11 protein-coding genes are annotated in these 12810 nt (G+C 71.3%); 6 read left to right on the top strand and 5 right to left on the bottom strand.

All coding sequences use genetic code 11. The annotated features are described in order from the left end of the window. Positions 1 to 10: 10 nt before the first annotated feature. The 3 genes from hydA to AB0878_RS24490 are packed head-to-tail and all read right to left on the bottom strand — an operon-like array spanning position 11 to position 3739. Positions 11 to 1405, bottom strand: coding sequence for a dihydropyrimidinase (hydA, locus tag AB0878_RS24480; protein WP_366582566.1), 1395 nt, complete (start codon positions 1403 to 1405; stop codon positions 11 to 13). After that, positions 1405 to 2247, bottom strand: a complete 843-nt coding sequence (locus AB0878_RS24485) for a nitrilase-related carbon-nitrogen hydrolase (RefSeq protein ID WP_364066729.1) — start codon at positions 2245 to 2247, stop codon at positions 1405 to 1407. Before AB0878_RS24485 ends, hydA begins: the two co-directional genes overlap by 1 nt. Beyond that, positions 2198 to 3739: an NCS1 family nucleobase:cation symporter-1 gene (locus AB0878_RS24490; RefSeq protein WP_366582567.1), complete on the bottom strand. Its 1542-nt coding sequence runs from the start codon at positions 3737 to 3739 to the stop codon at positions 2198 to 2200. The genes AB0878_RS24485 and AB0878_RS24490 overlap by 50 nt, the downstream gene beginning before the upstream one ends. Before the next feature lie 230 nt (positions 3740 to 3969). Here AB0878_RS24490 and AB0878_RS24495 point away from each other — a divergent pair, with 230 nt between their 5' ends. From AB0878_RS24495 to AB0878_RS24505, 3 genes are all read left to right on the top strand, one after another. After that, complete coding sequence (locus tag AB0878_RS24495; RefSeq protein ID WP_366582568.1) at positions 3970 to 4665, top strand: response regulator transcription factor; 696 nt, start codon at positions 3970 to 3972, stop codon at positions 4663 to 4665. Then, positions 4662 to 5708: a HAMP domain-containing sensor histidine kinase gene (locus tag AB0878_RS24500; RefSeq protein WP_366582569.1), complete on the top strand. Its 1047-nt coding sequence runs from the start codon at positions 4662 to 4664 to the stop codon at positions 5706 to 5708. Before AB0878_RS24495 ends, AB0878_RS24500 begins: the two co-directional genes overlap by 4 nt. 72 nt (positions 5709 to 5780) lie before the next feature. Continuing rightward, positions 5781 to 7319, top strand: coding sequence for a DUF4173 domain-containing protein (locus AB0878_RS24505; RefSeq protein ID WP_366582570.1), 1539 nt, complete (start codon positions 5781 to 5783; stop codon positions 7317 to 7319). On the opposite strand, the gene AB0878_RS24510 is transcribed toward AB0878_RS24505, so the two are convergent. Next, positions 7316 to 7687, bottom strand: a complete 372-nt coding sequence (locus AB0878_RS24510; RefSeq protein ID WP_364066719.1) for an SSI family serine proteinase inhibitor — start codon at positions 7685 to 7687, stop codon at positions 7316 to 7318. The genes AB0878_RS24505 and AB0878_RS24510 overlap by 4 nt on opposite strands. A 28-nt stretch (positions 7688 to 7715) precedes the next feature. Next, positions 7716 to 9365, bottom strand: a complete 1650-nt coding sequence (locus tag AB0878_RS24515; RefSeq protein ID WP_366582571.1) for a PucR family transcriptional regulator ligand-binding domain-containing protein — start codon at positions 9363 to 9365, stop codon at positions 7716 to 7718. 146 nt (positions 9366 to 9511) lie between these two features. Between AB0878_RS24515 and AB0878_RS24520 the strand changes: the two genes are divergently transcribed. From AB0878_RS24520 to AB0878_RS24530, 3 genes are all read left to right on the top strand, one after another. Next, positions 9512 to 11002, top strand: coding sequence for a CoA-acylating methylmalonate-semialdehyde dehydrogenase (locus AB0878_RS24520; RefSeq protein WP_366582572.1), 1491 nt, complete (start codon positions 9512 to 9514; stop codon positions 11000 to 11002). Between the two features lie 115 nt (positions 11003 to 11117). Beyond that, positions 11118 to 11984 carry an aldo/keto reductase gene (locus AB0878_RS24525; protein WP_366582573.1) on the top strand — a complete coding sequence of 289 codons (867 nt, stop codon included), beginning with the start codon at positions 11118 to 11120 and terminating at the stop codon, positions 11982 to 11984. Next, positions 11981 to 12808 carry an oxidoreductase gene (locus tag AB0878_RS24530; RefSeq protein ID WP_366582574.1) on the top strand — a complete coding sequence of 276 codons (828 nt, stop codon included), beginning with the start codon at positions 11981 to 11983 and terminating at the stop codon, positions 12806 to 12808. Before AB0878_RS24525 ends, AB0878_RS24530 begins: the two co-directional genes overlap by 4 nt. The last annotated feature ends 2 nt before the right edge of the window (positions 12809 to 12810 follow it).

Below are 12810 nucleotides of genomic sequence, written 5' to 3' on the forward strand. Positions count from 1 at the left end.
GACGCACCCCTCAATTCAGGTACTGGTTGAGTCCACGCGACAGGAACTTCCCGTGCCCGGCCGAACCGCTGAAGCCGGAAGGAGACACCACGACCCGGCCTCGCGACAGGACAGTGTGGACCTTCCCGGTCAGCTCGAAGCCTTCATACGCCGAGTAATCCACGTTCATGTGGTGCGTCGAAGCCGACAACGTCTGCGTCGCCGCGGGATCGTAGATCACGATGTCCGCGTCCGACCCGGCCGCGATCACGCCCTTGCGCGGATACAGCCCGAACATCCGCGCCGGCGTCGCCGAGCACGTCTCGACCCAGCGGCCCAGCGTGATCTCACCCGCGACCACGCCCTGGTGCAGCAGGTCCATCCGGTGCTCGACGCCCGGCATCCCGTTGGGGATCGCGCGGAAGTCGTCGCGGCCGAGCTCCTTCTGGTCCTTGAAGCAGAACGGGCAGTGGTCCGTCGAGACCACCGACAGGTCGTTGGTCCGCAGCCCCCGCCACAGGTCGGCCTGGTGCGACTTCTCCCGCAACGGCGGCGACGCGACGAACTTCGCACCCTCGAACCCCGGCCGGGCGAGGTCCTCGATGGACAGGTAGAGGTACTGCGGGCACGTCTCCGCGAACACGTTCTGCCCGGCCTCGCGCGCCTCCGCCACCGCCGCAAGCGCTTGCGCCGCCGAGAGGTGCACGATGTAGAGCGGCGCGCCCGTCACGGCCGCGAGCGTGATGGCCCGCGAAGTCGCCTCGCCTTCCAGCTCGGGCGGCCGCGTGAGGCCGTGCTGCACCGGGTCCACCCGGCCGGCCGCCACGGCCTGCGCGGCCAGCTGGTCGATCGCGATGCCGTTCTCCGCGTGCATCATGATCGTCGCGCCGATCTCACGCGCCTGCTGCATCGCCAGCAGGATCTCGCCGTCGGTCGAGTAGAACACGCCCGGGTAGGCCATGAACATCTTGAACGAACCGACGCCCGCGTCCACACAGGACTGCATTTCCTTGAGCGTGGAATCGTTCACGTCCGACATGATCATGTGGAACCCGTAGTCGATCGCGCAGTTGCCGTCGGCCTTCGAGTGCCACTTGTCCAGGGTGGACTGCAACGACGTGCCCTTGGCCTGCACGGCGAAGTCGATGATCGTGGTCGTCCCGCCCCAGGCCGCCGCGGTGGTGCCCGTCTCGAACGTGTCCACGGAATGCGTGCCGCCGAACGGCATCTCCATGTGCGTGTGCGCGTCGATCCCGCCGGGCAGCACATACTTTCCGGTGGCGTCGATGGTCTCGTCGGCACCGAGTCGCCCGAGCACGCCGGGTGCGGCGACGGCGGCGATGCGCTCGCCGTCCACCAGCACGTCGGCGAGCACCGCACCGGACGGTGAGACGACCTGGCCACCCTGGATCAGGAGCGTGCTCATCAGGCCTCCGTCAGGGGTCCGTAGCTGTCCGGGCGGCGGTCGCGGTAGAACGCCCACAGGTCGCGCACCTCGGCGAGCCGGCCCATGTCGAGGTCGCGTACCACGATCTCCTCCTCGGTGTCCGACGCGGCGTCGCCCACGAGCTGCCCGCGCGGGTCCGCGAAGTACGACTGGCCGTAGAAGTCGTTGTCGCCCAAAGGTTCCACGCCGACGCGGTTGATCGTGCCCACGTAGTACTCGTTCGCCACCGCGGCCGCCGGCTGCTCCAGGCGCCACAGGTACTCCGACAGGCCGCGGCTGGTCGCCGACGGGTTGAACACGATCTTCGCCCCCGCCAGGCCCAGCGCGCGCCAGCCCTCGGGGAAGTGGCGCTCGTAGCAGATGTAGACGCCGATGCGGCCCACCGCCGTGTCGAACACCGGGTAGCCGAGGTTGCCGGGCCGGAAGTAGAACTTCTCCCAGAACCCCTTCACCTGCGGGATGTGGTTCTTGCGGTGCTTGCCCAGGTACTTGCCGTCCGCGTCGATCACCGCCGCGGTGTTGTAGTAGACGCCCGGCTGCTCCTGCTCGTACATCGGCACCACCAGCACCACGCCGTGGCGCTCGGCCACCTCCTGCATGAGCTTCGTGGTCGGGCCGTCGGGGATGCCCTCGGTGTAGGAGTAGTAGTCGGCGTCCTGGATCTGGCAGAAGTACGGGCCGTAGAACAGCTCCTGCAGGCAGACGACCTGGGCTCCCTGCGAGGCCGCCTTGCCGATGGCGTCGACGGCGTTGGCGATCATCGAGTCCTTGTCACCCGTCCACCGCTGCTGGATCAATCCGGCTCGAACCAGGTCGCTCACTTGTCTCCTCCTTCTTCACGGGCAGGGCGAGCAGCCAGTACACGACGAACGCGCCGGCGAAGCCGATCACCCAGTTGTAGTCGTAGAGCGGTTTGAGGAACGGGATGAGACCGTCCGCGGGGAAGGGGCCGCCGTAGGCTCCGCCGACGGCGAGCACTGCCCCCACCAGCGTCGCGACGAGGGCGCGCCAGTTCCAGCCCCCGCGGAACCAGTACACCCCATCGGGCGTGTAGAGATCGCGCAAACGAAGCCGCGTCCGGTTGACCGCCCAGTAGCCGGCCACCAGCACGCCGGCGACGGCGCCGAGCAGGCCGCCGTAGAACCCGAGCCACGCGAAGATGTAGATGCTCGGGTCGGAGTAGAGCCGCCACGGCTGGATCGCGACGCCGAGGATGCCCGTGATCAGGCCGCCGATCGCGAAGGTGATGCGCTTCGGGAAGGCATTGGAGAAGTCGTAGGACGGGCTCACGACGTTGGCCGCCAGGTTCGCCGAGATCGTCGCGAACACCAGCGCGGCCAGCGCCACGACCACCACGATCGGACTGGAGAAGCGGTCCGCGAGCTGCGCGGGGTCCCAGATGTCCTCGCCGTAGAGCACGTGGCCGCCCGACGTCGTGAGGATCGCGACGATCGCGATGAACGTCATCGTGGTCGGCAGGCCGAGGATCTGCCCGCGCACCTGCTTGCGCTGGCTGCCGCCGAAGCGCGTGAAGTCCGGCATGTTCAGCGAGAGCGTGGACCAGAACGCGATCATCGCCATCAGCGACGGCGCGAACACCTTCCAGAAGTCCGGGCCCCAGCCGAGCTTGCCGCCGTCTTCGAGGATCGGGCCGAGACCGCCGGCCTTCACGAGCACGTAGCCGAGCATGATGAGGAACCCGACGGACACGAGCGGCGCCGTCCAGTTCTCGAACTTGCGCACCGCGTCCATGCCGCGCCAGATGATCAGCATCTGCACGATCCAGAACACGGCGAAGCTCAGCCACAGCGTCCAGTGCTGGCCCCACACCACCGTCGAGTCGCGCCAGCCGGAGCCGGCGAGGCGCCCGACGATCACGTAGATCGCCTCGCCGCCCACCCACGTCTGGATGCCGAACCAGCCGCACGCGATGAACGCGCGCAGCAGTGCGGCCAGGTTGGCGCCGCGCAGGCCGTAGAACGCGCGGGCGAACACCGGGAACGGGATGCCGTACTTCGTGCCGGCGTGGCTGTTGAGCAGCATCGGCGCGAGCACCACGATGTTGCCGATGGTGATCGTGATGAGCGCCTGGACCCAGTTCATGCCGAGCGCGATGAGCGACGCGGCCAGGGCGTAGCTGGGGATGTTGTGCGCCATCCCCATCCAGAGCGCGAAGTAGTTGTACGTGGTCCAGGTGCGTTTGGCGACCGGGACGGGGGCCAGTTCCTCGTTGAAGAACCGGCTGCCCGCGAGGGACCGCACATCGGCGAGTTCCACGCGGCCGTCGGCGTGTTCGCGTGTCGTCGGCTCCATTGCGGAATCCTGCGCGCCTGTCGAGGGCGGGTGGCAGAGGCAGACTGTTCACTCTTCGCGTGCGCTCGGCGCAGACTGTCGATTGCGCTTCGCCGCCCGGCAGTGCATGACCTGCGTCACAATCTGCCGGTATCTTCTGCGCAAAGTGAACGAAACACGACGGCAGTTCTCCACAAGATCTCCACAGCTCACCCGGATGGCCTCCACGCCGGTTCCCTAGAGTCAGCGACATGGACAAAGGGGGACGGCGGGTGCTGGTCGTCGAGGACGACCTCACGATCGCCGCGTCGATCGCGGCCCGGCTGCGGGCCGAGGGGTTCACCGTGGACGTGGCCCACGACGGTCCGGCCGCGGTGGCGGGCGAAGCCGAGTTCGGCCCCGACCTCGTGGTGCTCGACGTGATGCTGCCGGGGTTCGACGGGCTCGAGGTGTGCCGCCGGATCCAGGCGCGGCGGCCGGTGCCGGTGCTCATGCTCACCGCGCGGGCCGACGAGACCGACCTGCTCGTGGGCCTCGGCGTGGGGGCCGACGACTACCTGACCAAGCCGTTTTCGATGCGCGTGCTCAGCGCCCGCGTGAGCGCCCTGCTCCGGCGGGTCGAACGGTCGGCGCAGGCCACGGCCCCGGAACGGATCGTGCTGGGCGACCTGGAGATCGACATCGACCAGCGCCGGGTGGCCCGTGGCGGCGTGCCCGCGCAGCTCACGCCCATCGAGTTCGACCTGCTGGTGCACTTCGCGCGCCGGCCGCGAGCGGTCCAGCCGCGTGAACGGCTGCTCAGCGAGGTGTGGGACTGGGACGTGCCGGCGGGCGGCGCCGGCACCCGCGCGGTCGACAGCCACATCAAGGCGTTGCGGCGCAAGCTCGGCGCGGATCTCATCCGCACCGTGCACGGGGTGGGCTACGCGTTGGAGGTGCCGGCGTGAAGGCGCTGCTGTCGAAGGCCGTCGACTTCCTGCCGCGGCCGCTCGACCCGATCCGGTCGATCAAGCTGAAGCTGGCGATCCTCATGCTGGCCGCGGGGGCGATCGCGTTTCTCTTCTTCTGGTCCCGCATCGGCTGGCTGCCGCCCGCGACCACGATCACGGCCATGCTCATCGCCCTGGTCACGTCGCAGATCCTGGCCCACGGCATGACCCGGCCGCTGCGGGAGATGACGGCGGCGGCCCGGGCGATGGCGAAGGGCGACTACACGCGCCGCATCCGCGCGACGGCCCGCGACGAGGTCGGTTCGCTGGCTCAGGCGTTCAACCAGATGGCCGCCGACCTCGCGACCGCCGACCAGCAGCGGCGCGAGCTGATCGCGAACGTCTCGCACGAGCTGCGCACGCCCATCACCGCGTTGAGCGGCGTGCTGGAGAACCTGGTGGACGGCGTTTCGTCGCCCGACACCGCGACGCTGCGCACGGCCCTGCACCAGAGCGAACGGCTGGGCCGGCTCGTCACCGAGCTGCTGGACCTCTCGCGCATCGACGCCGGGACGCTGTCGCTGGACCTTTCGCGGGTGGACCTGGAGGAGCTGCTGGCCGAGGTCGCCGCCGAGGCGGAGGCGATGGCCGCGGCGGCGGGGCGCGGTGTGCGCTTCGACGTGTCGGTGTCGCCGCCGGGCGCGTGTGTGCGGGCGGATCGCGAGCGGCTCTACCAGGTCGTGGTGAACCTGCTGGAGAACGCCGCTCGGCACGGTCCCGCCGGTGGCTCGGTGGAGGTCCGCGCGGTCGTGGCCGCGGGGGAGACCCGCATCGAGGTCCGTGACGAAGGCCCCGGCATCCCCGCCGCCGACCGCGACCGCGTCTTCGAACGCTTCACCCGCGGCGAACGCGCCGGTGGCGGAGGGACCGGGCTCGGCCTGGCCATCGCGCGCTGGGTGGTGGAGCTGCACGGCGGGACCATCGCCGTGGTCGAACCCCCGGCCGACGTCGTGCCCGGCGTGGCGCCGGGGTGCCGGATCCGCGTGACGTTGCCGGCCTGATCTTCCTGGCGCTTCCCGGGTGGGGAGCTGCCGCGCTTCATGATTTGCTAATGCGAACAGGGAGGCTGTTTCGTGACCGAGGAAAAACCGAGGCCGGCCCACGCGGTGCCGCCGGGGAACGCGGTGGGTGGGACAGTCGAGGGGGCTGCCCCATCCACCGAAGGCGGCGTCGCCGTCGCGGAGCCGTTCACGCCGGTGCTGGTGCGGCCCGTACCGAGGTCGGTGGTGGTGCCGATGGCGGCCGGGGTGCTGCCGGCCGTCGCGGTCGCCGGTGTGGTGACCGCGACGCTGGTGCCGCTGGACCGGCCCGGGATCGGGTGGCTGCTGGCCGCGCTGGTGGTGACGGCGCTGATCGTGGTCGTGGATCGCCGGGCTCGCGAGGAGAAGACGACCCGGCGGGCGAGCGTCGCGTGGGCGGCGCTGGCGCTCGCGCTGGTGGCGGTCGGCGCGGTGCGGGCGTCGGAGTGGCTGTTCGGGTTGTGCGTCGTGGCCGCGCTCGTGGCCGGATCGCTCGCGGTGGTGGGACCGCGGTCGGTGAACTCGGCGCTCTACGACGCGCTCGCCGTGCCGCTGGAGGCGTTCCACGCGATCCCGTGGGTCGCGCGCGGGCTGCGGGGCCGCGGGACGCAGCGCGGTCGCGTGCTCGGCGCCGTGCTGGGGGCGGCGGCGGTGCTGGCGGTGTTCCTGCCGTTGCTGACGAGCGCGGACGCGACCTTCGCCCACTTCGTCGGGTCGCTCGTGCCCGACCTGCGCCTGGATTCGGCCGTGCGGTGGGGATTCCTGTTCTGCGCCGGCGCGTTCGGCACGGCCGGGGCGTACTACGTGCTGGCCTCGCCACCGCGCCGGGCGACCGACGGCGACCGCAAAGCCCAGGGTGACAGTCTCCTGTGGACGGTCCCGCTCGGGACGCTGGTGGTGCTGTTCGGCGCCTACGTCGTGGTGCGGATCGTGGAGTTGTTCGGTGGCCGGGACTACGTGCTGCGCACCGGTGGCCTCACGTCGGCCGAATACGCGCGCGGCGGCTTCTGGCAGCTGTGCGCTTGCACGGTGCTCACGTTGGGCATCATCGCGCTGGCGTTGCGCTGGGCGCCGCGGGAGACGGCCGCGGAACGGCTGCGGCAGCGGGTGCTGCTCGGTGCCCTGGCGGCGCTGAGCCTCGTGCTCGTGGTGTCCGCGTTGAGTCGCATGTGGACCTACCAGCAGGCCTACGGCTTCACCGTGCTGCGAGTGCTCGTGGAGGTCTGCGAGCTCTGGCTCGGCTGCGTGTTCCTGCTCGTCGGGGCGGCGCTGGTCACCCTGCGCTCGTCGTGGCTGCCGCGCGCGGCCATCGCGACGGCCGCCGGCGCGTTGCTGGCGCTCGCCGTCGCGAACCCGGAGGCGCTCATCGCCGGCGCGAACCTCGACCGCGCGGAGCACGGGAAACCGCTCGACCTGGCCTACCTGCGCGGGTTCTCCACCGACATCTTCCCCGTGGTCGCCGAACGGCTGCCGGACGCCGACTGCGTGCTCGGGCCGATGCGTTACGGGGTGGACGACGACAGCTGGCCCGGCTGGAACCTCAGCCGGGCCAGGGCACTCGACGTCGAGCTACCGCCACCGGGGCACTGCTAGAAGCCGAACACTCCCGCGGTCTGGGCGTCGGCCGCGCACTTGTTGGAGAACGTGGCGTGGAACGTGACCGGCTTGCCGTGCCACGTGCCGAAGGCGGCGGCGTCGACCGGGGAATAGATCATCGTGCAGCGCTGCAGCCGCGGCTTGATGTGGGCGATGTCGCCGTCGACGCCCGTGAGGGTGGCACAGGCCGCGTCGGACTTGGGGTGGCTGCCGCCGGCCGGGTCGCAGGTGAGCGAAACCGAGCTGAGACGGCCCGTCGTCTCGTGCAGGCTCAGCTGGAGGGTGGACGCGGGCAGCTGCGGAGCCGCCACACCACTGAGGCCGAGCACGCACGCGGCGATCGGAGCGAAAGAAGAAAACACCATACTTCGGCTATCGGTTGCCGGAAGCTGATCACTGTGCTGCACGTCCGGGTGAGTTTTCCTCCCCCGAAAGGGTGGGACCACTGGTCAGGTCGTGGGCCAGGAGCGCGACGTAGAGCGACAACATCGACTCCGGGTCTTCCAGCCGCACGCCGAGGACCTGCTCGATCCGCGCGAGCTGCTGGTAGTAGGCCGTGCGCGAGGTGTGGGCCGCGACGGCCGCCGCCGACTTGTTGCCGCCGTGGGCGCAGTAGTGCCGCAACGCCTGCACCAGCCGGCTGCCCGATGCGGCGTCGCGCTGCAGCAGCGGCCCCAGCTCGCGCGCGGCGAACGACGTCACGCGCTCGTCGTCGGCCAGCAGGTGCAGGAGCCCGCGCAGCCGGACGTCACGAAGGCGGTGCAGCGGCCGTTCGGTTTCTTCGCTCAACGCGGCCGCGGCCACCTGCGCGGCCTCGACCAGCGTCCGCCGGGCCTCGGCGGGCCCGGTCACGGTCGTGCCGACGGCGAGCACGGCGGGCGCGCTCGCGCGGGCTTCGTGGATGTCGGCGGCCAGCCGCTGCAGCACGGCGTCGGCGTGCGCCTCCGGCGAAAGGGCGAGCAGGGCCCGCACGCCCGTCTCGTCGGTCGCCACGAGCGCCGAGACCTTCGCCCGCCGCGCCGCCAGCGCCGTCGCCTCGGCCAGCTCCCGCAGCAGCAGCGGCGTCGACAGCGACTGCCGCGTGGTCGCCGTGATGCGCGGGCGCACCGCCAAGCCGATCAGCCGCCGCCCGGTCAGCGGCACGGCCAGTGCCGAGGCCCGCGCGAGCAGTTCCGCCGACGGCGCCGGCGAGGCCAGCAGCTCCGTGACCACGGCCCGGTGCGCCAGGCGTTCCAGTGTGTCGGAGTCGCGGGCCACCAGCCGGTGCACGGCCAGCGCCGACGCCGCGCGTTCGGCCACCACGCGGTGACGGTGCGGCGGCGGCTCCGCGCAGACGAGCACGAGCCGGCCCCAGTCGTGGCCGCGGGCGCCGACCACGGTCACGAGCCAGCCCGCGTTCGCGTGGTAACCCGTGCGTTCGCCGAGCTGCACCACGCGTGAGCGCGCCGGCCAGCCCGTGAGCAGCTCGGCCGGGTCCGTACCGGCCGCGTCGTAGGCGAGCACCTCGTGGGCCAGCGTCTCCAGCACCACCGGCTGTTCGGTCAGCCGGGTCACCTCGCCGAGCACCACCCCGGGCTCCGCACCCGCGACGGTGAGCGCGGTGAACGTCTCGTGCACCCGCTCGGCCGCGCGCAGCTCGGCCACCTGCGCGTCGACGATCAGCCCGTTCACGGCCTCGGTCACGGCGACGTAGCGGGTCTCGCGCGACAGCGTGATCAGCGGCAGGCCGCGGTGCTCGGCCGCCTCGACCAGGGCGTTCGGCAGGCGGTCGCTCCAGTGCCGGACCAGCTCCACCACCACGCCGGCCACACCCACCTCGGCGAGGTCGGCGACGTAGCGGGCGAGCGACGGGCCGTCGTCCGGCAGCGCGACGCCGGTGGTGAGCACCAGCTCGCCGCCGCGCAGGAGGTGGGCGATGTCGGCGACCTCGGCCACGTGCGCCCAGCGCACCGGCCGGTCGAGCCCGGCGCTGCCCGCGACGACGTGCGGCCGGCCCTGGCGCAGGGCCGGCAGCGCGAGCACCTCGGACACGGTCGGGTACATCCGGTTCTCGCCCCTCTTTCGCACACCGGCAGGCACAGACTGTACGGCCGGGCGCGGGACTCCGTACACGTTGCCGATGGCGTCCGCGTGGCGCGCGAGCCGAGACTCGGGGGAGACAAGCGCCCCGCGAGCGAGGAGCCGACGCTGTGACCGACCGCATCAGCCACTGGATCGACGGCAAGCCCTACACCGGCGTGGCCGGGCGCACGGGCGACGTGTACGACCCGGCGACCGGCGAGGTCCGGGCGAAGGTGGACTTCGCCGGCCAGGCCGAGGTCGACCAGGCGGTGGCGGCTGCCGCCGCCGCGTTGCCGGGTTGGCGTGGCACCTCGCTGGCCGGGCGCACGCGGGTGCTGTTCGCGTTCCGCGAGCTGCTGTCGGCGCGCAAGCACGAGCTGGCGAAGATCATCACGAGCGAGCACGGCAAGGTCGAGTCCGACGCGGCGGGCGAGATCGCCCGGGCGATCGAGAACGTCGAATACGCGTGCGGCGCCGCGCAGCTGCTCAAGGGCGGCTTCAGCGAGAACGCCTCCACCGGCGTGGACGTGTACTCGATCCTGCAGCCGCTCGGGGTGGTCGGCGTGATCTCGCCGTTCAACTTCCCCGCGATGGTGCCGCTGTGGTTCGTGCCCAACGCGCTGGCGTGCGGCAACACCGTGGTGCTCAAGCCGAGCGAGAAGGACCCGTCGGCCTCGCTGTTCATCGCCGAGCTGCTCGCCGAGGCCGGGCTGCCCGCGGGCGCGCTCAACGTGCTGCACGGCGACAAGGCCGCCGTCGACGGGTTGCTGGAACACCGGGACGTCAAGGCGATCTCGTTCGTCGGCTCCACGCCGATCGCGCGCTACGTCTACGAAACGGGCACCCGCCACGGCAAGCGCGTGCAGGCGCTCGGCGGGGCGAAGAACCACATGGTCGTGCTGCCCGACGCCGACCTCGACCTCGCCGCCGACGCCGCCGTGTCGGCCGGGTTCGGGTCCGCGGGGGAGCGGTGCATGGCGGTGTCGGTGGTGGTGGCCGTCGACCCGGTCGGCGACGAGCTGGTGGCGAAGATCACCGAGCGGATGTCCCGGCTGCGCGTCGGCGACGGCCGCGAGCCGGAGTCGGAGATGGGTCCCCTGGTGACCAAGGCGCACCACCAGCGGGTGACGTCCTATGTGGACGCCGGCGTCGCCGAAGGCGCGGAGCTCGTGGTGGACGGGCGCGGCATCGAGATCGCCGGCGACGGTTTCTGGCTCGGCCCGACGTTGTTCGACCGCGTCGGACCCGGGATGTCGGTCTACACCGACGAGATCTTCGGCCCCGTGCTCTCGGTGGCGCGCGCGACGAGCTTCGACGACGCGCTCGGCCTGGTCAACGCCAGCCCCTACGGCAACGGCACCGCGATCTTCACCGGCGACGGCGCGGCCGCGCGGCGCTACCAGAACGAGGTGGAGGTGGGCATGGTCGGCGTGAACGTGCCCATCCCGGTGCCCGTCGGCTACTACTCGTTCGGCGGCTGGAAGGACTCGCTCTTCGGCGACACCCACGCGTACGGGCCCGAGGGGTTCCACTTTTTCACGCGCACGAAGGTGGTCACCTCGCGCTGGCCGGACACCTCGCACGCCGGGGTGAACCTGGGTTTCCCGAAGAACAGCTGATCTCCTGGCCCGGGGCAGCTTCGCGGGGTGCTGCACCCGGGTCAGGTTGGCGGGCTCGCCGGAACGGGCGTAAAGTGAACTGTACGTTCAGTTCACTTTTGAAGGAGAACGTTCCATGTCAGCACAGCCCGCGAAGTCGTCCGGCACGTTCGCGATCGGCGGGGACCTGCCCGTCGTGCGGCTCGGGTTCGGCGCGATGCAGCTGCCCGGCCCCGGCGTGTGGGGGGAGTCTCGTGACCCGGAGGGGGCCGTGCGCGTGCTGCGCAGGGCCGTCGAGCTCGGGGTCAACCTCATCGACACCGCCGACTCGTACGGCCCGTTCGTGGCCGACCTGCTCATCCGCGAAGCCCTGCACCCGTACGCCGACGACCTGGTGATCGCCACCAAGGCCGGGTTCACCCGGCAGGGCCCGAACCAGTGGACCCCCGTCGGCCGGCCCGAGTACCTGCGCCAGCAGGTGGAGCTGAACCTGCGCCACCTCGGCCTCGAGCGCATCGACCTGCTGCAGCTGCACCGCATCGACCCGAAGGTGCCCGTCGCGGACCAGGTCGGGGAGCTCGCCACGCTGCAGTCGGAGGGCAAGATCCGGCACATCGGCCTGTCGGAGATCTCGGTCGAGGATCTCGTCGAGGCGCAGAAGACGGCCACGATCGTCTCGGTGCAGAACCGCTTCAACCTGGCCGACCGGTACTCCGAGCCGCTGCTGGACCACGTGGCGAAGGAGGGCATCGCGTTCATCCCGTGGTTCCCGCTGGCCACGGGTTCGCTGGCGGGTCCGGACAGCCCGCTTTCGCAGGTGTCGAAGGAACACGGCGCGTCGCCCTCGCAGCTCGCGCTGGCGTGGCTGCTCAAGCGTTCGCCGGTGATGCTGCCGATCCCGGGCACGTCCAGCGTCGGCCACCTCGAGGACAACGTGGCGGCGGCCGAGATCGAGCTGACCGACGACGAGTTCGCGGCGCTGAGCAAGGCGGCTTCTCGATGAGCGTCTGGTTCGTCACCGGCGCGTCGCGGGGTTTCGGCCTCGAGATCGTGCGGGCGGCGCTGGAGCGCGGTGACCAGGTCGTGGCCACCGCGCGCCAGGCGTCGGCCGTGGAGAAGGAGTTTCCCGGCAATCCGTCGGTTCTGGCGGTGGCGCTCGACGTGACCGACGAGGCTGCCGCGGCCGCGGCCGTCGGTGCGGCTTTGGATCGGTTCGGGCGCATCGACGTGCTGGTGAACAACGCCGGCCGCGGCCTGCTCGGCGCCGTGGAGGAGGCGTCGGACGCGGCCGTGCGCGCGGTGTTCGACGCCAACGTGTTCGGTCTGCTCTCCGTGACGCGCGCGGTGCTGCCCGTGCTGCGGCGGCAGCGTTCGGGGCACGTGGTGAACATCAGTTCGGTCGGCGGCTTCACGACCGGCCCGGGCTGGGGCGTGTACGGGGCGACGAAGTTCGCCGTCGAGGCGCTTTCCGAGGCGCTGCACGGGGAACTGGCGCCGCTCGGCGTGCACGTGACGGTGGTCGAGCCGGGCTTCTTCCGCACCGACTTCCTCGACTCGTCGAGCCTGCACCGCGCCGAGGACGAGATCGCCGACTACGCGGCCTCCGCCGGCGCGACCCGCGCGGCGGCGGATTCCCGCAACCACGAGCAACCGGGCGACCCGCGCAAGGCGGCGCTCGCGATCGTTTCCGTCGTGGCTTCTCCCTCGCCGCCCCTGCGCCTCCAGCTGGGCGCCGACTCGGTCGCCCGGGTGGAAGCGAAACTCGACTTCGTCCGCGACGAACTTTCCCGCTGGCGCGAGCTTTCGGTTTCCACGGACCATGGCTGAGT

This window comes from Amycolatopsis sp. NPDC047767 (assembly GCF_040704195.1).
Classification (GTDB): domain Bacteria; phylum Actinomycetota; class Actinomycetes; order Mycobacteriales; family Pseudonocardiaceae; genus Amycolatopsis.